28 protein-coding genes and 1 pseudogene are annotated in these 24,568 nt (G+C 69.5%); 26 read left to right on the plus strand and 3 right to left on the minus strand.

The window, feature by feature from the left end:
- Positions 1–38 precede the first annotated feature (38 nt).
- From ACY34K_RS18565 to cutA, 23 genes are all read left to right on the plus strand, one after another.
- Complete coding sequence (locus ACY34K_RS18565; RefSeq protein ID WP_462748393.1) at positions 39–329, plus strand: HNH endonuclease; 291 nt, start codon at positions 39–41, stop codon at positions 327–329.
- 135 nt (positions 330–464) lie between these two features.
- On the plus strand, positions 465–725 hold the full coding sequence (locus ACY34K_RS18570) for a hypothetical protein (protein ID WP_462748395.1): 261 nt from the start codon (positions 465–467) through the stop codon (positions 723–725).
- Entirely contained in the window at positions 682–2,247 is a 1,566-nt protein-coding gene (locus ACY34K_RS18575; RefSeq protein WP_462748397.1) for a terminase large subunit domain-containing protein, read from the plus strand. Before ACY34K_RS18570 ends, ACY34K_RS18575 begins: the two co-directional genes overlap by 44 nt.
- Before the next feature lie 28 nt (positions 2,248–2,275).
- On the plus strand, positions 2,276–3,478 hold the full coding sequence (locus ACY34K_RS18580) for a phage portal protein (protein ID WP_462748399.1): 1,203 nt from the start codon (positions 2,276–2,278) through the stop codon (positions 3,476–3,478).
- On the plus strand, positions 3,475–4,146 hold the full coding sequence (locus ACY34K_RS18585) for an HK97 family phage prohead protease (RefSeq protein ID WP_462748401.1): 672 nt from the start codon (positions 3,475–3,477) through the stop codon (positions 4,144–4,146). The genes ACY34K_RS18580 and ACY34K_RS18585 overlap by 4 nt, the downstream gene beginning before the upstream one ends.
- 135 nt (positions 4,147–4,281) lie before the next feature.
- The gene (locus tag ACY34K_RS18590) at positions 4,282–5,673 is read left to right on the plus strand and encodes a hypothetical protein (protein WP_462748403.1); all 1,392 of its coding nucleotides are present in this window, start codon (positions 4,282–4,284) and stop codon (positions 5,671–5,673) included.
- Positions 5,674–5,766: 93 nt separating this feature from the next.
- Positions 5,767–6,138 carry a hypothetical protein gene (locus ACY34K_RS18595; RefSeq protein WP_462748405.1) on the plus strand — a complete coding sequence of 124 codons (372 nt, stop codon included), beginning with the start codon at positions 5,767–5,769 and terminating at the stop codon, positions 6,136–6,138.
- Between the two features lie 9 nt (positions 6,139–6,147).
- Positions 6,148–6,360 carry a hypothetical protein gene (locus ACY34K_RS18600; RefSeq protein ID WP_462748407.1) on the plus strand — a complete coding sequence of 71 codons (213 nt, stop codon included), beginning with the start codon at positions 6,148–6,150 and terminating at the stop codon, positions 6,358–6,360.
- A 1-nt stretch (position 6,361) separates the two neighbouring features.
- A complete protein-coding gene (locus tag ACY34K_RS18605) occupies positions 6,362–6,958 on the plus strand; it encodes a head-tail connector protein (protein WP_462748409.1) in 597 nt (198 codons plus the stop codon).
- A 186-nt stretch (positions 6,959–7,144) separates the two neighbouring features.
- Positions 7,145–7,588 (plus strand): hypothetical protein, encoded by a 444-nt coding sequence (locus ACY34K_RS18610; protein ID WP_462748411.1) that lies wholly within the window; start codon positions 7,145–7,147, stop codon positions 7,586–7,588.
- Positions 7,588–8,322, plus strand: coding sequence for a hypothetical protein (locus tag ACY34K_RS18615; protein ID WP_462748412.1), 735 nt, complete (start codon positions 7,588–7,590; stop codon positions 8,320–8,322). Before ACY34K_RS18610 ends, ACY34K_RS18615 begins: the two co-directional genes overlap by 1 nt.
- A 6-nt stretch (positions 8,323–8,328) precedes the next feature.
- Positions 8,329–8,739, plus strand: coding sequence for a phage tail protein (locus tag ACY34K_RS18620; protein ID WP_462748415.1), 411 nt, complete (start codon positions 8,329–8,331; stop codon positions 8,737–8,739).
- Complete coding sequence (locus ACY34K_RS18625) at positions 8,739–9,257, plus strand: hypothetical protein (protein WP_462748417.1); 519 nt, start codon at positions 8,739–8,741, stop codon at positions 9,255–9,257. The genes ACY34K_RS18620 and ACY34K_RS18625 overlap by 1 nt, the downstream gene beginning before the upstream one ends.
- Before the next feature lie 7 nt (positions 9,258–9,264).
- Positions 9,265–9,678 (plus strand): hypothetical protein, encoded by a 414-nt coding sequence (locus ACY34K_RS18630; RefSeq protein ID WP_462748419.1) that lies wholly within the window; start codon positions 9,265–9,267, stop codon positions 9,676–9,678.
- Positions 9,679–9,831: 153 nt separating this feature from the next.
- Positions 9,832–12,021 carry a phage tail tape measure protein gene (locus tag ACY34K_RS18635; RefSeq protein WP_462748420.1) on the plus strand — a complete coding sequence of 730 codons (2,190 nt, stop codon included), beginning with the start codon at positions 9,832–9,834 and terminating at the stop codon, positions 12,019–12,021.
- A gap of 14 nt (positions 12,022–12,035) precedes the next feature.
- Entirely contained in the window at positions 12,036–14,810 is a 2,775-nt protein-coding gene (locus tag ACY34K_RS18640) for a hypothetical protein (protein ID WP_462748422.1), read from the plus strand.
- A gap of 15 nt (positions 14,811–14,825) precedes the next feature.
- Positions 14,826–15,278 (plus strand): hypothetical protein, encoded by a 453-nt coding sequence (locus ACY34K_RS18645; RefSeq protein ID WP_462748424.1) that lies wholly within the window; start codon positions 14,826–14,828, stop codon positions 15,276–15,278.
- Positions 15,278–15,550, plus strand: a complete 273-nt coding sequence (locus tag ACY34K_RS18650) for a hypothetical protein (RefSeq protein WP_462748426.1) — start codon at positions 15,278–15,280, stop codon at positions 15,548–15,550. Before ACY34K_RS18645 ends, ACY34K_RS18650 begins: the two co-directional genes overlap by 1 nt.
- Before the next feature lie 66 nt (positions 15,551–15,616).
- A complete protein-coding gene (locus tag ACY34K_RS18655; RefSeq protein ID WP_462748427.1) occupies positions 15,617–16,540 on the plus strand; it encodes a peptidoglycan recognition protein family protein in 924 nt (307 codons plus the stop codon).
- Positions 16,541–16,566: 26 nt separating this feature from the next.
- Entirely contained in the window at positions 16,567–16,794 is a 228-nt protein-coding gene (locus tag ACY34K_RS18660; protein ID WP_462748429.1) for a holin, read from the plus strand.
- A gap of 23 nt (positions 16,795–16,817) precedes the next feature.
- Positions 16,818–17,114, plus strand: a complete 297-nt coding sequence (locus tag ACY34K_RS18665) for a hypothetical protein (protein ID WP_462748430.1) — start codon at positions 16,818–16,820, stop codon at positions 17,112–17,114.
- A complete protein-coding gene (locus ACY34K_RS18670) occupies positions 17,111–17,758 on the plus strand; it encodes a collagen-like protein (protein WP_462748431.1) in 648 nt (215 codons plus the stop codon). Before ACY34K_RS18665 ends, ACY34K_RS18670 begins: the two co-directional genes overlap by 4 nt.
- Positions 17,759–17,876: 118 nt before the next feature.
- Entirely contained in the window at positions 17,877–18,206 is a 330-nt protein-coding gene (gene cutA, locus ACY34K_RS18675) for a divalent-cation tolerance protein CutA (RefSeq protein ID WP_462748433.1), read from the plus strand.
- Between the two features lie 3 nt (positions 18,207–18,209).
- Here cutA and ACY34K_RS18680 read toward each other — a convergent pair whose 3' ends face one another.
- Positions 18,210–19,535, minus strand: coding sequence for a helix-turn-helix domain-containing protein (locus ACY34K_RS18680; protein WP_462748435.1), 1,326 nt, complete (start codon positions 19,533–19,535; stop codon positions 18,210–18,212).
- Between the two features lie 920 nt (positions 19,536–20,455).
- On the opposite strand from ACY34K_RS18680, the gene ACY34K_RS18685 reads away from it, so the two are divergent.
- On the plus strand, positions 20,456–20,911 hold the full coding sequence (locus ACY34K_RS18685; protein ID WP_462748438.1) for a glycine-rich domain-containing protein: 456 nt from the start codon (positions 20,456–20,458) through the stop codon (positions 20,909–20,911).
- A gap of 37 nt (positions 20,912–20,948) precedes the next feature.
- Positions 20,949–21,080 carry a hypothetical protein gene (locus ACY34K_RS18690; RefSeq protein ID WP_462748439.1) on the plus strand — a complete coding sequence of 44 codons (132 nt, stop codon included), beginning with the start codon at positions 20,949–20,951 and terminating at the stop codon, positions 21,078–21,080.
- A 221-nt stretch (positions 21,081–21,301) separates the two neighbouring features.
- Here ACY34K_RS18690 and ACY34K_RS18695 read toward each other — a convergent pair.
- Both ACY34K_RS18695 and ssd read right to left on the minus strand, forming a co-directional pair.
- Positions 21,302–21,880 (minus strand): annotated as a pseudogene (locus tag ACY34K_RS18695) (ATPase, T2SS/T4P/T4SS family); the annotation flags it as partial.
- Positions 21,877–22,980: a septum site-determining protein Ssd gene (gene ssd, locus ACY34K_RS18700; protein ID WP_462748440.1), complete on the minus strand. Its 1,104-nt coding sequence runs from the start codon at positions 22,978–22,980 to the stop codon at positions 21,877–21,879. The gene ssd and the pseudogene ACY34K_RS18695, both read right to left, overlap by 4 nt.
- A 524-nt stretch (positions 22,981–23,504) precedes the next feature.
- Between ssd and ACY34K_RS18705 the strand changes: the two genes are divergently transcribed.
- Positions 23,505–24,335 carry an HAD family hydrolase gene (locus tag ACY34K_RS18705; RefSeq protein ID WP_462748442.1) on the plus strand — a complete coding sequence of 277 codons (831 nt, stop codon included), beginning with the start codon at positions 23,505–23,507 and terminating at the stop codon, positions 24,333–24,335.
- The last annotated feature ends 233 nt before the right edge of the window (positions 24,336–24,568 follow it).

Below are 24,568 nucleotides of genomic sequence, written 5' to 3' on the forward strand. Positions count from 1 at the left end.
GCCCGCGCACACTGCGCCCATCCCCCCAGGGAGGGACCATGGCCGGTCGTACTGACCTCACCGAGTACGCCTACCGCAAGGTCCGCGCCCGGATCCTCGCTGAGTCCGACGTCTGCGTCATGTGCGGCCACGGGGCCGCCGACGCCGTCGACCACCTCATCTCCGTCAGCAAGGGCGGCGCTAAGACCGACCCCGACAACCTCGCCCCCATCCACGGCGTTGACGGCTGCCCCACCTGCGCACGCAAGTGCAACAACGAGAAGGGCAACAAGGCATTGACCGAGGTCACACGCCTAATCACGTCACGAGACTGGTACGCCGGCCCCTGAGGCCGCCACGCCTTTTAGCTAGATCATCTTCCCAGCCCCGCGCCCAGCTTTTTTATTTCTCCCCCCGGGCCCGATGCCCTCGGGATGATCAAGGTCCGAGTCCTCTGACCAGCACCGATCCCGTGGGAGGGCACTGTGGCGACACCCCAGCACGGTCCCGTGGAGCGGGCCGTCCGCGACGACGTCGAGCAGCTCGGCGACCTGGCCGGCGTCGAGCCGTCGCTGTCGGAGATGGCGTTCACCCTGGCGCGGGAGATCGACGGAGGCGGAGGGGAGGACGGCCGGCTGCTGCCCCAGTTGAACCGCGAGCTCCGGCAGACGCTCGCCCAGCTGCTGGAGGGGCGGGCCTCGGATGACGACGATGACGACCTCGGAGATCTGGGCTCCCCCGACTGAGTTCGCCGAGGATCTGTATGAGCGGTACGGCCTGACGTGCCCGCCGCGCTGGGGCACGCCGCGCCATCCGGGCCGGCCCTCGCTGGGGCCGAAGCTGTGGAAGGTCATGGCCAAGCTCGGTGCTCCGCCGATGCCGTGGCAGAAGTACGTGTCCGACGTCGCGCTGGAGATCGACCCCGAGACCGGGCTGTTCGCGCACCGCGAGGTGGGGCTGAGCGTCTCGCGTCAGCAGGGCAAGACCGAGCTGTGTCTGGCCGCCCAGGTCCATCGGGCGCTGGCGTGGCACCGGCAGAACATCGTCTACGCGGCGCAGACCCGGGGCATGGCGCGGCAGCGCTGGGAGGACGAGTTCTGGGAGAAGATCTCCGGCTCGGATCTGGCTCGTCTGGCGCGCATCCGGAAGTCGAATGGCAACGAGGCGATCCTGTGGGGCCGGACGCGTTCGAAGATGGGCATCACGGCGAACACGGAGAAGGCTGGCCATGGTCCCCCGCTGGATCTGGGGTTCATCGACGAGGCGTTCGCTCACGAGGATGACCGGCTGGAGCAGGCGTTCAGCCCGGCCATGCTGACGAGGGCCATGGCCCAGCTGTGGTGGGCGTCGGCCGGCGGTACGACCAAGTCGGTGTGGCTGAACAAGAAGCGCAAGGTGGGCCGTGAGCTGATCGAGGCTCTGTGGGCCGCGCTTGCGGAGGACCCGTCCGCGACCCGTCCGCGTGCGGCCTACTTCGAGTGGTACGCGCCCGAGGACATGGACCGGGCGGACCCGGCGACGTGGCGGGCAACGCTGCCCGCGCTCGGGCACACAGTGACCGAGGCCATCATCCAGGCGGAGCTGGAGAAGATGGACCCGGCCGAGTTCGACCGGGCATACCTGAACCGGACGAGAAAGCCGACCCCGCCGACCGACCCGAACGTCCCCAAGGCTTCATGGCCGGGCCTTGCCGACGCGGCGTCCAAGCCGACCGGGGACATGGCCTTGGCCGTCGATGTCTCCCAGGACCGCAGCTGGTCATCGATCGGCGTGGCCATCAAGCGCACCGACGGCAAGGTGCACCTGGAGCTTCTCGACCGACGCACGGGCACGGACTGGGTGGTGCCCGCGCTCGTGCGGCTGACCAAGCTGTGGGACCCGCTGGTCGTGGCCATCGCCTCCTCGGGGGCGCCGGCCGGATCACTCATCGACGACCTGGTCGCCGCTGGCATCACCGTTCCGGAGGACAAGGACCAGCCGCACCGCGGCCACCTGTTCGTGATGCGCGCCCAGGACATGACCGAAGCGTGCGGACAGCTAGCGGACGCCATGAGGCAGGGCGGCCTCGTCCACCTCGACCAGGCCTCGCTGACCGCGGCCGTGAACGGCGCTCGTACCCGCCGTGTCGGGGACGCGTGGGTGCTGGACCGGACAAACAGCCTGGTGGATGCCGCCCCGCTGGTCGCGGTGACGGAGGCCCGGTGGGCGCTGGTGAACAAGGGGCCGGCCGTGCTCGACGACTACGACGTAGCGGACTCGTTCGCGTAAGGGGGTAGCCATGGGGCTCTGGTCGCGAATGAGGCACGCCCTTACACGGGACGCTCAGATCACCACCGCCGAGGACCTGCTGGCGCTGGCCCGCGAGGGCCGGACCGGCAGCAAGAGCGTGCACGTAACGAGCGACAGCGCGCTTCGGCACTCGGCAGTTTGGGCGTGTCTCCGGCTGCGGGCCGACCTGATGTCCAGCTTCCCGATCGACGTCTATCGCAACGTCCAGGGGATCCAGGTAGAGGTGGCCAAGCCGCCTGTTCTGGTCACGCCCGGCGGCCTCGAGGTCGGCATCAGGGAGTGGATGTACTCCACCGAGTTCGACCTGGACCGGTCGGGTAACTGCTTCGGCCTGATCACTGAACGGACGGGAGTCATCGGCCCGGACGGGCGCGGCCTGCCCGGCCGAATCGAGCTCGCCGAGCTGGGCTCCGTCTCGGTCCGGGCGAACGGGTCGACCATCAAGAAGTTCACCATCAACGGCAAGGACTACGAGCCGTGGGAGGTCTGGCACGAGAAGCAGTACACCGTCGCCGGCTTCCCTCTCGGTTTGTCCCCGGTGGCGTATGCGGCCTGGTCGATCGAGGAGTCCCTCAACGCGCAGCAGTTCGCCCGTGACTGGTTCGCTGGCGGTGCCGTCCCCTCGGGCACGCTGAAGAACGTCAACAAGACGATCGACAAGGGTCAGGCCCGGGAGGTCAAGGCAGGATTCCGTGCCGCCGTCTCCAACGGTGACCTGTTTGTTCACGGCATGGACTGGGAGTACAAGCCGGTCCAGGCAGTCGCCCAGCAGTCGCAGTTCATCGAGGCCCGCGAGTACGGGCTCGGGGACATTGCCCGGTTCTTCGGCTGCCCCGGCGACCTTATCGACGCCGCGGTCTCCGGCAGCAGCATCACCTACGCCAATATGACCCAGCGCAACCTCCAGTTTCTCATCATGAACCTGGGCCCGGCGGTGGGTCGCCGTGAGGACGCTTTCAGCCGAAAGCTCGTGTCAGGTCCGCGCTTCGTGAAGCTCAACACCGACGCGCTGCTGCGGATGGACCCCGAGGCCCGCGCCCGCACGATCGGGCAGCGCATTACCAACCGGACGCTCGCTCCTTCCGAAGCCCGGGCGCTGGAGAATCTGCCGCCCTTCACCGAGGACCAGCTCGCCGAGTTCGACCGGCTGTTCGGCACGCGCTCCGTCCCCACGCCACCCACGACCGCCGTACCGGGAGCTACGCCATGACCGAAACCACGCTCGCCGCCGCGGCGGCAGCCCGTGCCCAGAGTGTGCGCCAGCGAGCCGACCGCCCGTCGCAGCGGCGCAGCGCTCAGCAGCCCGGTGCCCGCGCCTCTGTACGTGCGGCTCTGTCCGGCGTGCAGGTCCGCGAGACGGGCGAGGGCGGGGGTCTGGAGTTCCTTGGGCATGCCTCCGTCTACGAGCAGGGCTACGAGATGTGGGACGCGTTCGGCCCGTACACTGAGGTCGTTGCCGTCGGCGCGGGCGAGGACTCGCTGCGCCGCGCGGATCTGGACGTCCCGCTTGTCCTGGGCCACGACCAGCTGCGCCGCCTGGCGCGCACCACCACCGGCAGCCTGTTCCTCACCGAGGATGCCCGCGGCCTGTCCGTGCACGCGCCGAACCTGGACCTCAACGACTACGACGTCGCGTACATCGCGCCCAAGCTGCGGGCCGGACTCATCGACGAGATGAGCTTCGCTTTCCGGATCGAGGCGGGCCAGTGGTCCCCGGACTACTCGGAGTACCGCATCACGCGGTACGACCTGCACCGCGGCGACGTCGCGATCGTCGGCTACGGCGCGAACCCGCACACTGCCGGCGCCGCCCTTCGCCAGCAGCCCACTACCGCCAGCCGGGCCCGTGCGCTGCTGGAGATCGCCCTCGCCCGCTGACCCCTTGACTTCCCCGCCGCCCGGCGGGGTCTTTGCCCTGCGCTCTGCGCGCACGAGCCCACCCGGCGCCAATGCCTCGGGTGGCCGTCTGACCTGGACCGGGGCGTCTGGAATCCATCGACCACGGAGGACGAGATGACTCTCGCCGACCTGATCGCCCAGGCGCAGACCGCCCTGGACACCGCGATCACGCACCGCCAGCAGGAACAGGACGCGCTCGTCGCGCTGCGTTCCGACCCGAACCTGACCGAGGACGCCGTCACCGAACGGGTCGCCGCACGCGACGCCGCGGACGCGGAGGTCTCCCGGCGCCACGCCGCCCTCGAGGAGCTGCTCGCCGAGCAGGCCCGCGAGGAGGAGATCGCCGCGCTGCAGGCCCGCTCCGTCCCCGCCGCGACCCGCGCCCCGGCCTACGACCACGTCGCCCGCGTCGGGCAGGAGGAGCGCACCTACCGGCCCGACCAGGACCGGCGAGGCGCCCAGTTCGAGCGGGACGTCGCCGCAGCGTTCCTCGGCGACTACGAGGCCAACGCCCGCCTGGCCCGCCACATGCAGGAGGAGCGGGTAGAGCGGGGCGACCAGCTGCAGCGTGCGGCCGGCACCGGCGCGTTCGCTGGCCTGGTGGTGCCGCAGTACCTCACCGACATGTACGCCCCGGCCGCCGCCGCGCGGCGGCCGTTCGCGGACGCCATCCGCCGCCACGACCTGCCCGCGCAGGGCATGACCGTCAACCTGTCCCGGATCACCACCTCGTCGTCGGTCGACAACCAGTCCGCCGAGAACGCGGCCGTGACCGAACAGGACATGGACGACACGCTCCACTCGGTCAGCGTGCAGACGGCGGCCGGCCAGCAGACACTCTCCCGGCAGGCCATCGAGCGCGGCGCCGGTATCGAGTCCGTCGTGCTGGACGACCTGTTCCGCCGATACCACACGAACCTCGACGGCAAGCTGCTGAACCAGGCGACCACCGGCCTGACCAACGTGGCTACGTCCGTCGCCTACACCGACGCCTCCCCGACCGCGGCCGAGCTGTACCCCAAGGTGATCGAGGGACTGTCCGGCGTCGAGGCCGCCATGCTCGACATGGCCTCGGGCGACAACCTCGCCGTCATGCACTCCCGCCGCTGGTACTGGATGCAGAACGCCATGGGCTCCACCTGGCCGCTGATCACCCAGCCTGGCGTCATCGCCCAGACCCTGGGCGCGAACTACGCCACCGCCTACGGGCGCGGCGTGCGCGGCGTCCTGCCCAACGGCACCCCCGTCATCGTCGACAACAACATCGCCACCAACCTCGGCGCGGGCACCAACGAGGACGAGATCTACCTCGTCGACCGGCAGGAATGCCACCTGTGGGAGGACCCCGACGCCCCGATGTACATCCGGGCTGAGCAGACCAAGGCCGCCAACCTCGGCGTGCTGATGGTCGTCTACGGCTACTACGCCTACACCCACAACCGCTACGCCCACGCCCGGAAGATCGCGGGTACGGGACTCGTCACGCCGACGTTCACCGGAGCCTGACCCCCTCGCCATGCAGGGCCCGTCCCGTTGGGGACGGGCCCTCGTGGTCCACCACGGCACGACGGACGGGAGGTCCACAGGATGCCGATCACCATGGCGCTGGCTGGCGACAGACTGCCGAACTCGGTACGGCTCTCGGACGAGCAGACCGGGAACGGCGCATCGACGAACACCGCTGACCGGGGCGCCGCCACCGAGCGGCCGGCGCTGCTGACCATCACGACCACGGTAGGTGCGAGCCCCGCGTGCACCTATGCGATCGAGGGGTCGGCGGACGGTGCCAACTGGTTCCGCGTCTCCTACGCCGAGACTGCCACCCCGGATACCGGCAGCACCGAGACCTTCTTTGCTGTCGAAGGGGTCGCCCACAAGGTGCTGCGCGCCCACCAGCCGTGGCGGTACCTGCGGCTCGTCTACTCGGCGAACAACAACGTCACCAACACCGCTGACCTGCACGTCTTCTAAGGAGAAGCCATGGCACGCGACGAGGACATGATCGCCGCTCTTTTGCGTGAGCGAGAGGGGCTCGTTCAGCGCGGCCTGACCGACCGAGTCGCCCAGGTCGACGAGCAGCTGAAGGCCCGGGGAGCTACGCCGCCGGCCGAGGACAAGCCGTCGGCTGGCGCCGAAGTATCCCGCTCCACACCGCCGAGGGGCCGTCGGGCGCGCGCCACCGACAAGGCATGAGATGGCTAACGAGTACGGGACCCTGGCCGTCCTGAAGCAGAGACTGAACATCGAGGCCGACGACACCAGCCGCGACGACCTACTCAACAGCGCCCTGGCCGCCGCTTCCCGAGGCATCGACCGGGCTTGCGGCCGACGCTTCTGGCTCGACCCGACCGCCGTACAGCGCACCTTCAACACGCGAGGCCGGATTGTCCGCGAGGCCGACGGCGACCTCCTGCTGATCGACGACATCGGCAGCACGACCGGCCTGGTCGTCGAGACCGGCTCTGGCTCCTCGTACACGGCCGTCACGAACTACGAGACGAGTCCCGACAACGCGCTGCTGGACAGCAGGCCCATCACCGGTCTTCTGCGCACCACCAGCACCTGGGGCACGGCCACCATCCGGGTGCGGATCACTGCACAGTTCGGCTGGCCGGCCGTGCCCGACGACATCGAGGAAGCTGCGCTGATCCAGGCCGCCCGCCTGTACCGGCGCAAGGACAGCCCGGAGGGGATTACCGGCTCCGCCGAGTGGGGCGTGGTCCGTCTCTCCAGGCGTGACCCCGATGTGTGGAACCTGATCGAACCGTTCGTCCTTCCCGGCTTCGCGTAAAGGGGGCAGCAGTGAAGATCCGCATGCTCGTCGCCATGCCCGGCAGCCGCGACGGCAAGCCGTGGCCCAAGCAGGGTGAGGTAACCGACCTGCCCACGGCAGCAGCCGCCCACCTGGTCGCCTCCGGCGTAGCCCAGGAAGTCCTGACTGCCCCGAAGCGCAGCCGAGGGGGTGGCCGTAGTGCAGATGTCGGCCGTTCGTGATGCCATCGCCGACGCTGCCCGCACGGTCGTCCTGCCGCCCGGGCTGGGCAAGCTCACCGCGACCGGCCACGTCCCGGACGCGATCACCACGCCACACTTCTTCGCTGGCGAGTACTCCGTCACCTTCGACCGGGCGATGCGCCGCGCCCTGGACGAGGTCGAGGTGACCTGCCGTGTCCTGGTCAGCCGCGCCGACGACCAGTCCGCGCAACGGCTACTGGACGCCATGCTGTCCGGCTCCGGTACGGCCTCGCTGAAGGCCACGATCGAGGCCGCCCGCGGCGCCCCGGGTGAGTACGCGCTGGGTGGCCTGGCGCATGACCTGCACCTGATGCGGATCCAGGGATACCGCTGGTACGAGCACCAGGGCACCCAGTACATCGGCGCCGAGCTGATCATCAAGGTCATCGGAGAGGGGAGCACCTGATGAGCAAGCAGATCCTGCTCGACTGCCGCCTGTTCGCGGTGGGTGCCGACCTGTCCGGCGCATCCAACAAGATCGAAATCAGCGCCGAGCACGAAGACAAGGACTCCACGAACTACCGCTCCGGCGGCTGGAAGGAAGTCCTTGCCGGGCTGGCCTCCGCGGAGATCTCGGGCGAGGGCCAGTGGGAGGCCGGCGACCCTTCGCTCGTCGACAACGCGTCCTGGTCACAGCTGGGCGGTACCGGCCCGTGGACGGTGTGCCCGGCAGACTCGACCGTCGGCGCTCTCGCCTACGTCACCCAGGCGATGCGCGCCGACTACAGCCTCGGCGACGCGGTCGGCGAGGTTGCCCCCTGGACGGGCACCGCCAAGTCGTCGTGGCCGCTGGTACGGGGCCAGATCGGTCACCCGCCCGGCACCGCTCGTACCGCGAGCGGCACCGGGACCGCGCTCAACCTGGGGGCAGTCGCCTCCGGGCAGCGGCTGTACGCCGCGCTGCATGTCCTCTCAGCGTCCGGCACCACGCCGAGCATCACCGCACGGATCGAGTCCGACGCCGACGGATCGTTCGCCTCGCCCACCACGCAGCTGACGTTCGCCGCGGCGACCGGGGCGGGCGGGGAGATCCTGCGCACCGACGGCACCGCCATCACCGACACGCATTACCGGGTCGCCTGGACCATCTCCGGCACCAGCCCCTCGTTCATGTTCGCCGCCTCTCTCGGAATCAGGTGATCCCCCATGGCCAAGATGGTCCTGCTCGCCCAGTACCTGTCCCTGAACGGGACGGACGTCAGCGAGTACATGCGCAAGTGCGAGGTCTCGGTGGAGGTGGAGGACAAGGACGTCACCACCTACACCAGCCTCGGGTGGAAGCAGGTTCTCGGCGGCCTGAAGTCCGGCGAGCTCAGCATCGAGTTCCTGCAGGATGTTGCCGCGACCGAGATCGACTCGATCATGTGGCCGCTGCTCGGCACGGTCGTACCGTTCGTGACCCGGCTCGACCAGTCCGCGGTCGGCGCCTCCAACCCCTCCTACTCCGGCAGTGTGCTGGTCAAGGGCTGGAACCCGATCGAGGGGTCCGTGGGTGACGAGGCCTCGGTGTCGGTCAGCTACCCGACGTCGGGGGCCGTGACCCGGGCGACCGCCTGATGCCCGCCAGCGGCCCGCCGTTCGACCTGCAATGCACGCATGAGGGCCTCGACGAGCTGGTGCGGGCAATCCGCGCGGAGGCCGACGGCAAGCAGCTGCGCAAAGACCTCGCGAAGAACATGCGCGAGGCGCTGAAACCGGCGGCCGCGCTCGCCAAGAGCAACATCATGGCCATGTCCTCGGCCGGGCTGTCCACCAGCACCCCCGGCCTGCGCTCGGCGATCGCCAAGCGGATCCGGCCCGAGGTGAAGCTGGGCGGCCGCTGGTCCGGCGCCCGCGTGAAGGCCTTCAAAACCCCCGGGCTACGTCGCTTCCCCAACGCCCCCAAGCGCACGAACCGGCGCGATGGCGGGTGGCGCACCCTCACCTACGGCCACGAGCCCTGGCGCACCCAGTACGGCAAACGGCACTGGTTCGACGAGTCCTTCGAGGGCCAGGACGAGCGGTTCAAGCAGGCCGTCCTCGACGCGATGAACGACATGGCCCAGCGTCTCGCTGACCGGGCCGGATCCGGATAGGAGCACGATGTTTCTGATCTACCAGCCCGAGGGCCAGGACGAGCCGACCCGCTGGCGCTACAACCCCCGCCGCGGGCTCCTCGCCCCCGAACGGGAGGACATCGAGCGCCGCACCGGCATGACCTACGCCGAGTTCACCCAGGCCGTCCTCAAAGGCAGCTCTCTGTGCCGGCGGGCGCTGCTGTATGTCTTCCTGCGCCGCGACCACCCAAAGACGAGGTGGGAGGACGTCGGGTTCGAGTGGGATGAGCTGCGCCTGGAGTACTCGCGCCAGGAGTGGCAGACCATGCGGGATGCGGCCGTGGACCGGCTGCACGGCGAGGAACTCGCCGCCGCGCTGGAGACCTTTGACGCGGAGATCGCCCAGGCGATCGACGACGCCGAGGAGTCGGGAAAAGCGAGTCTGCCCGTCGCCGACTGACGCAGCTGGGCAACGCCGCCCACCTGCTGGGCATCGGCCCGCGCGACTGGGACCACCTCACGGTCGAGGAGACCGATCTCCTCCTGGACTGGCTCGACGCCTACAAGCAGTCGCAGGACGAGGCAGAGGCAAAAATGAAGAGGAGGTGACCCGGTGTCGGACACCTCCCTCGTGTTCAACCTGGTGGCCCGCGACCGCGCGTCCGGCGAGGTCTCGCAGATGGCGGAGCGGTTCAACGCCGCGGCCGCCACCATCGGCGCAGGGTTTGCCGCGGCGCTCGGCGTGAGCGTGGTGGCCGCCATGGACATGGAGGCGGCCGGCGACAAGCTGGCCGCCCAGCTCGGGGTCGGGCCGGCCGAGGCCGCCGAACTCGCCCAGGTCTCCGCCAACGTCTACAAGGACGCGTGGGGCGACTCGGTCGAGACCGTCAACGAGGCGATCCGCGGGGTCTACCAGAACATCGGCGACACCTCGGCTGCCGAGGGCGGTCTGGAAGGTGTCACCACAAAGGCTCTCGCTCTGGCGCAGACGTTCAACCAGGAAGTCGGTCCGGTCACCGCGGCGATCGGGCAGATGCTGAAGACCGGCCTTGCCCAGTCCGCGGACGAGGCGTTCGACATCGTCACCCGAGGCTTTCAGACCGGCGCCAACAAGGCAGACGACCTGCTGGACACGATCAACGAGTACGGCACCCAGTGGCGGAAGTTCGGCCTCGACGGCGAGACCGCCATGGGCCTGATCAGCCAGGGTCTGAAGGCCGGTGCCCGGGATGCGGACATCGTCGCCGACGCTGTCAAGGAATTCTCGATCCGGTCCATCGACGGATCCAAGGCCGCCGCCGACGGGTTCAAGGCCCTCGGTCTGGACGCCGCGGACATGATGGCGAAGATCGGCAAGGGCGGCGACACCGCCACCGGCGCCCTCGATCTCACCCTGGACAGGCTCCGCGCGATGGAGGATCCGGTCGCCCGCGAGGCGGCCGCTGTCGGGCTGTTCGGCACCCAGGCCGAAGACCTCGGCGCGGCCCTCTTCGCCCTCGACCCCTCGTCGGCCGTCTCCGCGCTGGGGCAGGTCGGCGGCGCCGCCGACAAGATGACCAAGCAGGTCGGCGACAACCCGAAAGCCGCGCTGGAGTCGTTCAAGCGCACGGTCATGCTCGAGCTCGGCGAGGCCGGGGGCACGATCGCGAAGTTCGCCATGGAGAACTCCGCCGTGATGGTGCCGCTGGCGTACACCTTCGCCGGCCTCGCCCTCACGGTCCTCACCGTCAAGGCCGCCCTGGCCACCTACGCCGCGATCAGCGCCGTGGTGACCGGAGCGCACGCGATCATCTCTGCCTCCTGCTGGACCGTCATGGGCAACTGGATGCGGATGATGGCGATCGGCATCATGGCCTACCTGCGCATCGGGGCCTCCGCCGTCGCCTCGGCCGCGGTCACCGCCGCCTCCTGGGTCGGCTCCGCGCTGGTGTCGATCGGCACGTGGATCGCCGCCGTCGTCCGCGCCTCACTGACCGCGGTGGCCCAGTTCGCGATCATGGCCGCGCGTGCGGTCATCTGGGCGGCGACCATGGCCGCACAGTGGCTGATCGCCATGGGCCCGATCGGCTGGGTCATCGCTATCGTCATCGCCCTGGCCGCGCTGATCTTCGCCAACTGGGACAAGATCAAGCAGTGGACCGGGCAGGCATGGGACTGGGTCTGGGGCAAGATCCAGGGTGTCGGGCAGATGATCCTCGGGTTCATCCAGAACCTGCCGATGGTCCGCTGGTTCCTGCAGCACTGGGACCGCATCAAGACCGGCACCATCTCCAAAGCTGGGCAACTGATCGGCTGGGTCCGCGGACTTCCCGGCCGGATCACCAGCGCCATCGGCAGCCTGAAGGATCTGCTGTACAGCAAGGGCATGGACATCGTGCGCGGCCTGTGGTCCGGCATCCAGTCCATGGGCGGCTGGCTCAAGGACACCCTGATGGGCTGGGCCAGGAACCTGATTCCCGGGCCGATCGCCAAAGCCCTCGGCATCGCCTCACCCTCCAGGTACATGGCCGAGCACATCGGCCGCTGGATCCCCGCGGGCGTCGTCCAGGGCATCCAGGCCGGAGAGCCGGCGGTGGCACGCAGCATGGCCGACCTGGTCCAGGCACCCCCGGCGGCGGTCGCGATGGGTGCCGGCCGCCAGCTCACCCCCGCTACGCCCCTCGTCCGCGGTGGCGCCGGGGCGGGGCTGGTCACGGTGCGGTTCGACTACACCGGCGCCGACGGAGCGTTCAAGACCGCCATTCAGAAGATCGTCCGTGTCGAGGGCCGCGGAGACGTCCAGCTCACGTTCGGCCAGCCATAGGAAGGGGGTTTCTCGTGGCGTTCCCGAACGATCCGCTGGACGTGCGGACCGAGCTGCGGGTGAGCGGTGTGTGGACGGACATCTCCGCGGACGTCTACCACCGCAACCCGATCGCCATCACGCACGGGCGGGCGGACGAGGGCACCAGAACCGACCCGTCGAAATGCTCCCTGGAGCTGAACAACCGGGAAGGCAAGTACAGCCCCCGAAACCCCAGCAGCCCGTACTACGGGCTGATCGGCCGCAACACCCCGATCCGGGTGTCGGTGCAGGGGGTGGAGGCGTATCTGCGGCTGGACGGCACGTCCGGCCAGATTGCCTCCACTCCCGACCACGCCAGCCTCGACATCACCGGAGATATTGATCTGCGGGTGGAGGCGACCACCCGGTGGAGTGCCAGCGAGCCGCGGACCCTGATCGGCAAGTGGGACGGCGCCGCCGGCCAGCGCAGTTACATGCTCATGATCACCGGGGGGATTCTGCAGCTGCGCTGGTCTACCACTGGCGCCAACAGTTTCTTCGCCGGGGCGAACCTGCCCGCCTTGCCCGCCCGGGCGGCGCTGCGCGTCACCCTGGACGTCAACAACGGCGCCGGCGGCTACACCGTCCGCATGTACTGGGCCGACTCCCTGGACGGCACCTGGACCGAGTTCACCGACCCGATCATCGGGGTGGGCACCACGTCGATCCACAGCGGTACGGCGGCCCTGCAGATCGCTCCCACCTCCGCGCTCGTCGCCCCGTTCTGGCTCCCCGCCATCGGCCGCATCCACCGCGCCGAGGTCCGCTCCGGCATCGGCGGCTCAGCCGTCGCCAACCCCGACTTCCGCGCCCTGGCCGACGGGGCAACCGCGTTCACGGACGCGGCAGGACGCTCCTGGACCGCGGCGGCCGGCACGATCAGCGACCGAGAGCCCCGCTTCACGGGCGAGGTGTCGTCCTGGCCGGCGCGCTGGGACGTCTCCGGCCGGGACGTGTGGGTGCCCATCGAGGCCGCGGGCATCCAGCGCCGCATGGGCCAGGGCAAAAAGCCCCTGGAATCCACCCTCCGCCGGCGTGTGCCGGCCGGGGAGCCGATCGCGTACTGGCCGATGGAGGAAGGCGACGCCGCCACCCAGGCCTACAGCGCCGTCCCCCGCGTCCTGCCCCTGACCACCAGCGGATTCGACTACGCCGCAGACGACACCCTCGGCGGCTCCAACCCCCTGCCCAAGCTGCAAAACCCGGCCTCCTTCACCGGCCCCGTGCCCCGCAGTACCGCGTCGGGCTGGCAGGCCGAGATGGTCTACTTCCTGCCGACCATGCCCGCCTCACAGACGGAGATCATCCGCATCACCGTCGCCGGGTCGGCCATGCGTACAGCGATCATCTACGCCTCCACCGCAGGGATCCGGATCGAGGCCCGCGACGCCACCGGCGACGTCCTCGCCTTTTTCCTCCACAACACCGCCGGCGCGATCACCGATTTCGCCGGCACGTGGAACCGGCTGCAGGTGTTCGTCTCCGACGCCGGAGGCGGGCAGACCAACCTCGTCGCCCGGTGGCGGGACGTCACCTCCGGCGGCGGATCCTGGACCGGCGGCACCATCTACACCGGCGTCATGGGCGCCGCCATCGGCGTGGGCGGCACCGCCTACGGAGCCGCGACAGAGAACATGACCCTCGGGCACCTGGCCGTGTTCGACGTCGCCGGATCCAGCACCACCCCGGGCGTCGACATCTACGACGGCGCGGACGACGGCTACGCCGGAGAGACCGCCATCACCCGCATGGACCGCCTCGCCAACGAGGAATCCACCACGCTCACCCTGTGGGCAATCGACGGCAACGTCGACCGCGGCACCCAGCCCCTAGGGCCGCAGCGCCCCGACACCCTGCTCAACCTCCTGCAGGAGGCCGCCGACACCGACGGCGGCATCCTCTACGAAGACCGCGAGAACCTCGGCCTGGTCTACCGGGACCGCACCAGCCTCTACAACCAGACCGCCCAACTCGCCCTCGACTACGAGGCAGACAACGAAGTCGGGCCGCCGCTGGAGCCGGTCGAGGACGACCAGCGCGTCCGCAACGACATCACCGTGACCCGGGAAGGAGGCTCCTCAGCGCGCGTCGTCGACGAGACCAGCCCCCTATCGGTCCTGGACCCGCCGGACGGGATCGGCACCTACGACGAGTCGGTGACCCTGTCCCTGTGGCTCGACACCCAGGCCGAGCAGATCGCCGCCTGGCGCCTGCACCTGGGCACCTGGGACGAGGCCCGCTACCCCACCGTGCGGATCATGCTGCACGCCGCACCGCACCTGATCCCAGACGTCCTCGGCCTGCGCATCGGCGACCGGCTCACCATCGCCAACCCCCCGGCCTGGCTGCCGCCCGACGCGATCGATCTGCTCGTCATGGGCTACACCGAGGTCCTCGGCCTGTACGAGTGGGACCTGGTCCTCAACTGCGTACCCGCCGGCCCCTGGACCGTCGGCGTCATCGAGGACGACGTGCTCGGCCGGGCCGACACCGCCGGCTGCACCCTCAACGGCAGCATGACCGCCTCCTCCACGGTCGCCAACGTACTCACCCAGACCGGCTCACAGCGCTGGATCGACTCCGCCACCTACGCCGCGATGTTCCCGTTCGACATCAAGGTGGGCGGCGAGGTCATGCGCGTCACCAGCTGCACCGGCACCGGGCTCAGCCAGACGTTCGCGGTGACCCGCGGCATCAACGGCATCTCCAAGGCCCATGCCTCCGGCACCCCGGTATCCCTCGCGCACCCCATGCGCGCCGCGCTTTAGGAAGGGAGACACCTCGTGCCGATCCTGGCCGGACAGGTCATCGACGCCGACACCCTCAACCGGATCCAGCCCCAGATCTACGAGGGCGCCGCGAGCGCCGCCCTCGCAGTGTCGACGACCAGCTACGCCGACATCACCGGCGCCACCGTCACGTTCACCACCACCGCCGCCAACGCCGAGTTCAAGGCCGAAGCCGTGTTCGACGCGTCGGTCACGACCACCTCGACCACGAATCTCATGGTCGGCCGTCTGGTGGTCGACGGCACCCCGGACTCCGGCGGCCTCGCGGTGTACGGCATGGACACGGCCGACCGGGCAACGATCGCCCAGCAGTGGACCGGCACACTCGCCTCGGCCGGTAGCCACACGCTGAAGCTCCAGGGGGCCTGTACGGCGGGCGGCTCCGGGGCGGGCTCGTTTCTCCAGTCCGACACAAAGATCATCGTCACCATCTTGGAGGTCGTGTAATGGCCCTGGTCATGGAGCGGCAGGAGTCCATCCAGTACGACGGCACCAACGGCGAGTACATCGCCACACAGTGGCTGGAGGGCGCCACCCTCATCAGCGACGACGGGGAAACCCTGGTCCTGGAAATCTTCGGGTGGCCCCCGGTCCAGTACACGGTCGCGAAAGACTCCTACGTCGTCCGCTACTTCGGAAGGAACTTCCGCGAGGCGTTCACGCCCGAGCAGTACGCCGGCCGCTGGGTCGAGATCCCCGACCCGGCCCAGCCTGCTTGATCCTGCCCGTCCACCAAGCCCGCCCCGAGCCGCCCGGCCGGGGTCTTTCTCATGTTTGGAGGCCCCATGGCCTGGTACCCGGGCGCGATTCGGATGGAGCTACAGCCCGAGTCGGACAGCCAGCCGGCGATCCGCCCCACGCAGTTCATCCTGCACAGCATCGCGGCCCCGTGGACGGCCCGCCGCATGTATGAGTACTGGCGGGACAGCACGTCCCTGGACAGTCATTTCGGTCTCGGTTACGAGGGCGACCTCGGCCAGTACATCGGGACCGAGACCCGCGCTGACGCCAACTATCAGGCGAACCGGCGGCCCGACGGGACCGGCGCCGTGTCCATCGAGACGGCATCGAACCTTCAGCACACCGACCCGTGGACGGACCAGCAGATCGAGAAGCTGATCGGCCTGGGGGTGTGGCTGCACCAGCGTCACGACATCCCGCTCCGCGTCTGCCAGTCAGCGTCGGACCCAGGGTTCGGCTACCACCGGCTCCACCCTGAGTGGTCCACCGGCGGCACCGCCTGCCCCGGTGATGCCAGGGTGCAGCAGTTCAACAAGGTCGTGTTCCCCCAGATCGTTGCCCGGGCGTCCAGCCCACCCAAGGAGGCCGAGCCGATGCCGCTTCAGATGCTGCGCGAGGACAACCCCACGGACGTCGCCCTGCCGAAGGACGGGTCCTGGCTGGAGATCGCGTTCCAGGGCGACTCCACCATTCACGCCGGCCCCCAGGCCATCGACAAGATCCTCGTGTGGCTGTACGTGACCACGCCCGTCGGGGTGTACGCGGAGGCCGAGTTCTACGAGTGCACCCCTGATGGCAAGAACGCCTCTGGGCATGGCGTTGTCCGCTGGTCCGGCGGCGGCCACCAGCTGCTCCACCTCGACGACGTCCCCACCGGCCGTCACCTTCGCGTCCGCGTCCGGGCCACCGGGCCTGGCGCGACCCTGCTGCACCGTCGCGTCCGGTCCGACTACTGGCCGGCCGTCTGATCCCCTCACAGAACGGAGCCCCTCCTATGGCTGCACCCTCTGCCCCCATCGAGAAGAAGGTGAAGGCTGCGTCCGCCGTGGTCTACCTCGTGAGCCTCGCAGGGCTCGCGATCCTCGGCGCCATCACCAAGGACCCGAACTTGATCTCGTCGATGCCGGACGCGATCGAGCCGTTCGTGCTCGCCCTCGTCCCGGCCGCCGGCGGAGCGATCGCCGGGTGGGCCGCACCGCACACGCCGCGATCGGACGTCTGATCTACTGAACGGAGCCACCCCCCATGGCAGATGAGCCGACCCTCGGAGAGGTCGTTCGCCGATTCGAGGATCGGCTCACCGATGTACGCGACGACATCCAGCAGCTCGGCCGCCGCCTGGACGAGAAGGTCGACCAGAAGCTGTACGACCTACGGCATGAGGCACTCGGCGCGCGGGTCGGCGCGCTGGAGACTTTGCGGGAGAAGGACGCGGAGAAGCTGGTGGCCACGCGGCGCTGGCTAATAGGCGCGGTGGTGATTCCGCTGATCGCCGTGTTGATGCCCGTGGTGATACTGCTGACGCAGGGGGCCGGGTCATGAGCCGTACCGCACTGCGTGCCGAGGAGCGGAGACGACGGCGCGGCGACGCTCTGGCGGTCGCCGCCGCTGTGCTTCTCGGCCTGGTCCTCGCGGGCATCCTGCTGTCGATCCGGTCGTTGCAGGTGGAGCTGCACACCGCGAACGAAGCGCGGGATGCCTTGGCCGCACAGGTGGAGCGGCTCGGCGCGGAGCCAATCGCCGGACCGCCGGGCAGCCGCGGCCAGCCTGGACAGAGCGTCGAAGGACCACCCGGCCCGATCGGCCCCATGGGACCGCAAGGGGATCCCGGCCCGTCCGGACCGCCGGGACCGACCGGGCCGGCGGGCATGGACGGCAAGAGCGGCGCAGCCGGTGTTGGCCACGCTGGAGCGCCCGGTGCGGACGGCGCCGCAGGGCCAGCCGGACCGCCCGGACCGCAGGGTGAGCCCGGACCGGCCGGACCCCAGGGAGAGCAAGGGCCCCCGGGCGAGGACGGCGTAGACGGGCAGCCGTGCCCGGACGGCTACAGCCTCCAACCGCCCGCCGGCGATCCCGATGCGCTGGTATGCCGCCGGGATGGCGCGCCGCCTCCGTCGGACCCTGCACCGGAGCGCCGCGGGCTGCTGTCCGTGGCGCTTGATCCCCACCGCCGCCAGTACACCTGAAGCAACCGCGCCCCCTCTCGGCCTCCGGGTCGGGAGGGGGCGCCTTCGTCATGCCCCTACTTCCAGCACTAGGGCACTTTGAGCACGCCCCTGCTGACGGATCGATATCGTCGCCCGCATGACTGACTTCGTACAGGTATCCACCGCAACCGAAACTCGCGATCAAGCTGTGCACTTGGCCCAGTCGATCGTCAAGGAGCGTTTGGCGGCGGGAGCGCAGATCATCGGCCCTGTCACCTCTGTGTTCTGGCACCTGGGTGAGTTCGGCACCGGAGAAGAGTGGCAACTGCTGCTCACCACGCGCGCCGAGCTTTACCCATTGCTGGAGGCTCACCTGCTGGAGAACCACCCGTGGGAAACCCCTCAAGTGCAGGCAATTCCGATTGTGGCCGGTTCCAAGGCGTGTCTGAACTGGGTAGTGCAGAACACCACCCAGGAGGCCAGCTAGGCATCAAAACGAAGCCTTGCTGAGTGCGTCGTCCACGTGCGCAACACCACGGTGCGGGACAAGTCGCTCTAGGACCGGCTGCAGTTGTCGGCGCGGGCGCACAGACGCCACACCGTTGGCTAGGTCCAGCGCCCTGCTTGCGACTTCAGCTGCCTGCTCGATCTCGCCGGCAGTCATATAGGAGTCGGCGAGCCAAGACAGGTACAGGGCCTTGTCCCGCGCGTGGCTGTCGTCGAAGGCGGCAAGCGCCGTCTCTAGTACTGGCACGGCGCGAAGAGGGCGGCGGAGAACAGTCCAACATCGCCCCTCCATGATCCTGAGTTCGTTTCTGTCTACCCACGAGACCCAGTCCGGCTGTGGCGCCTCGTGGACGCCGTACAGGGCTTCTTCCGCCGCGCGCAACGACCGCTCCGTCTCGGACGCCTGCTGGGCCATGGCGCAAGCCCAGGCCCTCCGCTCATGCAATAACGCGCGGACGCCCGAGGGGGTGTCCGGACCGATGGTCTCGCAGGATCGAGTGGCCATCTCCACGCCGGCTGCGCGATCTCCATTCACCGTCTGGTAGGCGAGGAAGGCCAGCGCGTTGGCGGCGAGGCCAGAGTCACGCGCCTCGGTCGCTGCGGCGTAGCTCTCCCGGTAGAGCCCGGCCGCGTCTGCTTCACGACCAGCATCGAATGCCGCCCACCCTGCCTGTTGTGCCTGCTCGGCAAGCACGGACAAGAGTTCCCGGCCCGTGCCTTCCGTATACGTTGCGTCCCGCAGCAGCGCCTTCGTGGACTGATATTCGCCCAGATAGACGCGGTAGGTGTCACCGCCGCCAAGGACATCGTCCAGGCGTCGCAGGCGGGCCGCGCGCCGGCGCAGCAGGTTGGGGTAGTCCTTCCCTAGCTGACGCCCCGCGGTCGGCCTCGTGAGATCCGTAATGCCGACAGCGAGGCCCGCTCCAGTGGCTGTCTGGAGGAATCGTCTGCGCCGCACCCCTGCTCCGTCTTTCTGCGTCGTGGTCATGTGCGCAGGTCCCGTCTCCTGGTGAAGGCTCACCTCCCAAGGGCGGTCGGCCAGGCCCAGCATGTGTCCAGGGATGCGCAGCGCGTCAGAGATACGGGCGATCTTGTCGAAACTGGTCACTCGCCCGCGCCCCCGTGCGAGTGTGCCCACCCGCTCGGGCTTGATGTCGCACTCGATTGCGATCTTGGAGTAGCTGATGCCTGCCCGGTCGCGAGCGAGCCTGAAGACGGTGCCGAAGTCGTGTGCACTGATCGCTGCCGCCATCTCACTACTGCCCAGAAGGGCACGCGGGAGAGCGGTGGGCGGTTCATAGTCGATCATGTCGGTCCCGTACCTGCTCGTGGAGTGTGTCTCACGGGCCTTCAAACGAGCCTACCCATCATGGGTATACCGGTTGGGGGGAAGCAAGCGGCGCGACGTCAGCCGACAGTGGGAACACAGACCCCGGCAACCGCTCGAACGGTCCCGGGGCGTGGCCAACGCTGCTGAGGAGCGTCGACATGCAATTGGTATCACGCGTAGTCGAGTTGATGAGGACGAGCCTGTTCGGACTTCGCGTATCGGGCAGGTGCCCCGGGCGGGACATCGCACCTAAAGGCAACCGACGCATCCCCGTTTGTCTCCCGTCGCCGGAGGAGTGGACCGGCGTGCTTGCCCGAGCACGGCAGCGCCGGAACCCTCATTCCGAGCTGCGTTCCGTGGACTTTTGGTTCGACAGCGGCGCCCTCGTCCGGCCATACGTCCTCACTGCGGAGGACCTGGCCCAGGAGACGAAGGGATGATGCACACGCTACGAGCCGAGCGCTCGGACCTGTCACCCGAGTGCCGGCTGAGCGAGTGCGGTCACTGCTCGGGGGCGAGCGTCGAGGTCCGGGCGCACGGCGACAGCCCGGACCGGCGGCCGCTGTTCACCATGACGTGCGCGTGCACCTGCCACCGAGGAGAAGCGGGATGACCGCCATGTCCGGCGCGCGGTTCTGCGTGCACTGCGACATGCCGATCACCGGACCGGCGGAGCGTGTGGAGCCAATCGAGGCAGGGGCCGGCGTCCACCCCGACGAGTACCGACACCCCAACTGCGGCCCGGTGACTGCACAGCCCGTCCGACGGGCACCGGTGCGGCCTCGCTCATGATCTCCGTCCGCTGCCCTACCTACGGCGGGGACGGCGCAGCGGGCGGGCACTGCCCCGCCCTGGCCAACCGGCCGGGGCGGGCCCATCTCCACCGAACAGGAGAGCTCATGCAAGCACGGTCTTTGCTGAACGACGCCCAGTTCAACGGCGTCCGCGCGACCATCCTGGACAACAACCCGGGTATGGAACCCGAGCTCGCGTCGAGGATCCTCGTCGACGCACTCGCGTTCGTGGCCACCGCCGCGGCCGCCCCCGGCCATGCTCTCGTACCCTCCCGCGTCGTTGACGAGGGCTGGCACGCCCTGGTCCTCCACACGTCGCTGTACCAGCGACTGTGCGGCGCGCTGGGCACGTTCGTGCACCACATGCCCGAGCGCCCCGACCCCGGCCGCTTCAACCCGGCCGTCCTGGAGCGGACCATCGCCGCGATCGAGGCCGCCGGCTATGAGGTCGACCGTGACCTGTGGCGCAGCCCCGACGACCAGCTCGTCTCAGTGGCGGCGTCGTGCCAGCACTCCGACGACTCCGGGCCGATCGTCATCATCCCCAAGCCCAAGGGCTGACCCACCCGTAGGCTGCGAGCGAGGAGAGGAGAGCGCCATGACGGAATGGACCGACCCCCGGTACGCGCAGCTCGTCGAGGCGTGGAGGCGCACGCAGCAGCTGTCCACGCAGCTCAATCCGGAGGCCCGCCCGGTGCGCGTGTTCGTCGTACCGCAGCCGAAGGGCTAACGTCACCGCCCTCTACCCCGGTCAACCGTGCATCCTTGGCGGGTGGCCGGGGCTTTTTGGCGCCACCTTGGAATCGAAGGCCCGTGCCATAGTCCGTGTCGCCGCACCCTCGGCGGCAACATAACCGCAGGTCAGGCGCCTGCAATGCCGTCACGTCGAATGCTGCGGCGGCTACCCCGAGTGATCCACCCCTAGAGTTGTCCTGAATGGGTATTGGGGTTCCCCGTCCCCGTGCCCCCGCTGATGAGATAGGAGACCCGTGCCTCCACCAGCGCCCGCAGCACCCCCTCCCCGCCGGGGGGCACCGTGCCCGCCGCGGCCAGCTCCTCCACGGAGAAGGCCCGGGGCCGCACCACCCGCAGCGACAGACAGGTCGAGCCGACCGCCACCGGCGGAAGCACCGCGTGCATCCGCGTCCCGTCCGGCAGCCGGGCGTCCACCCATGGCCTGGCGTCGTCCAGCCTCCTGCCGGCCACCGCCGCCAGCCGCTGCGCCAGTCGACGGACCGCCGCGGCGTCCCGGAACACGACGCCCGACAGCTCCAGTCCGGCCCCGCGGTCCACCCACACCCGGTCCGGCGCGGACACCAGGACGTCCGTCACCGCCGGATCCGCGAGCAGCGGCTCCAGCGGGCCCGTCCCCACCAGCTCGCCGCGCAACTGCGCGGCCGCGCCGAGCACTTCCGTGTCGCCCAGCAGCCGCCCCTGCGCGCGCAGCGCCGTCGCCACCCCGGCGGGTGTCGGTTCGGTGCCGCTCTCGGCGAGCCGCTGCCGCACCGCGTCGAGCAGTCCCGTCGTCATGACGCACCCTCCTCGGCCAGCGCGCGATCCCAGAAGGCGGCGCAGAAGCGGCCCAGCGGGGCGCGTGTGCCGTCGCCCGGCGGGGTGCCCGCGTCCAGCGCGGCCGACAGCCCGGTCTCGAACGGCAGTTCACCGGCGAGCGGCAGGTCCAGGACGCCGGCGATCCACCGCTCGTCCACCCCGGCGCCGTACGGCCCTCGTACGACCACGCGCAGATCCCGCAGAACCATGCCCACGGCCGACGCCACCCTCTTGGCGGCGGCGACGGCGCGCAGATCGCCGGGGACGACCAGCAGTCCGAGGTCCAGCTGTGTGAGGGCTTCGGCGGTGGCTTCGTCGACCTGGCGCGGCAGGTCGACGACGACCACACCACCACGCCGGCGCGCCGCGGCCAGTACCGATCTCATCGCCTCGGGCGGGATCCGCACCGCTTCGCCCCGGTCCCAGCTCAGCACGCGCAGGCCCCGCAGCGAGGGCAGGGACTCCTCCAGCGCCCCGCCGGCGACCCGGCCTCTGGAGGCGGCGAAATCCGGCCAGCGCAACCCCTGGACCTGCTCGCCGCCGAGCAGCACGTCGAGTCCTCCGCCGAGCGGATCGCCGTCCACGAGCATCGTGCGCCGGCCGCCGCGCGCCGCGGCGACGGCGAGCGCACACGCCAGCGTCGACGCCCCGGCTCCGCCACGGCCGCCGATCACTCCGACGGTGAGCGCGGGCCGCCCCACCCCCTCGGCGACGTCCGCGATCCGGTCGACGAGCCAGCTTTCGGAGTCGGGCAACCGCACCACACAGTCGGCGCCGATCTCCACCGCCCGCCGCCAGACCGCGGGATCGTCCTGGTCACGCCCCACCAGCAGGACACCGCGCCGGCGCGCGGCGCCCGTGCAGCGGACGGCCGCGTCGTCGCCCACGAGAACCAGGGGCGCCGCCTCCCAGCCCGCCTGCCGGGCGGGAACCGAGTGGTGCACCTCGGGCACCGCGCCGGCCGCGGCGCACAGCCGCAGCAGGTCGTCGAGCAGCTCCTCGTCCTCCGTCACGATCAGCGGTCCGGCCCGCTTGCCCTCCACGGCCGGGGCCCGACCGGACCCGGAAGATCCAGCCATAATCCACACCCACCTCTCCTGCCTTCTCACAGGCGATGCAGGAGCGATCTCCGCGCGTTGTTCACGTGGTCTGCGCGCGTTGAGAGATCTGCGATTCCTGCCGTCCGCGGACTTCGCGGCGGGAATCACGGTGCCGGGCTGCCGGAAAAGAAGTGGATCTTGCCCAAAAACTGTGGACAACTCCCCGGTTGTGAATATCCCACTCGCCCATACCAGTGACTTCCGGAGAGCAGCCCTGGCGCTACGCTGAGTAACGATCGATGCTGGTCGCGAACGAACGCCGAAACGCGTCAGAGGGCGGTCGAATGAGGGGATACAGGCGCCGAGAACCGGCGAAAACGGGCCCGGACATGCGACGACCCCCGCCGGGGGGGAGAGCGGGGGTCGTCTCTCCGGCCGACTCGGGGGGGGAGGAGCCGGACCGGGTTAGCACGGTCGCGAACGATCCGTGACTTCCATGGTGTACCCGAGAGCCCTCTCAGGCAAACCCACACGCCCTAGCGTACGCCGAATGGCGGGCACCTATGCTCGGGCTCGTGGAAAACCACTCCTTGCCGCGCACAGCCGCCTTCTTTGACCTGGACAAGACGGTCATTGCGAAGTCTTCGACTCTGACCTTCAGCAAGTCCTTCTACCAAGGCGGTCTGATCAACCGCCGAGCCGTCCTGCGTACTGCCTACATCCAGTTTGTCTTCCTGGTGGGCGGAGCCGATCACGACCAGATGGAGCGGATGCGCGAGTACCTCTCGGCGCTCTGCAAGGGCTGGAACGTCGCGCAGGTCAAAGAGCTGGTGGCCGAGACCCTGCACGATCTGATCGACCCGATCATCTACGACGAGGCGGCGTCCCTCATCGAGGAGCACCACGCCGCCGGCCGGGACGTCGTGATCGTCTCGACCTCCGGCGCCGAGGTCGTCGAGCCGATCGGCGAGATGCTGGGCGCCGACCGTGTCGTGGCCACCCGCATGGTCGTCGGCGACGACGGCTGCTTCACCGGAGAGATCGAGTACTACGCATACGGCCCCACGAAGGCGGAGGCGATCCGCGAGCTCGCCGAGTCCGAGGGGTACGACCTTTCCCGCTGCTACGCCTACAGCGACTCGGCCACCGACGTCCCGATGCTCGAGTCCGTGGGCCGGCCCTACGTCGTCAATCCGGACCGTTCGCTGCGCCGTGAGGCGCAGGCGCGCGGCTGGCCGGTTCTGGTGTTCAACCGCCCGGTCCGGCTGAAGCAGCGGCTTCCGGCGTTCCGGATGCCGCCGCGTCCCGCACTCGTCGCGGCGGCGGCGGTGGGTGCGGCGGCGGCCACGGCGGGTCTCGTCTGGTACGCGAACAGGCGCCGCCAGACCGCCTGAGGGGGCCACGGACGCCCTGTTGGCCCTTGTTTGAGGGGAAAAGTAAAAACTGGAGCCAGGGGTTTCGTATCCCCGGCGATTGGGAGTACAAAGGACTTAACGGCCCGCGAGACCGAGGACATCCGAGAGGATTACCTGTTGAGCAAGAAGGCCCCACGGACCGAGCACAGAAGCTGAGCACCCACGCGACGTCGACCCGTCGATTACGGGCCAGCCGCACCAGGCGTAGGGCA

Source organism: Streptomyces sp. STAM6, from assembly GCF_054963715.1.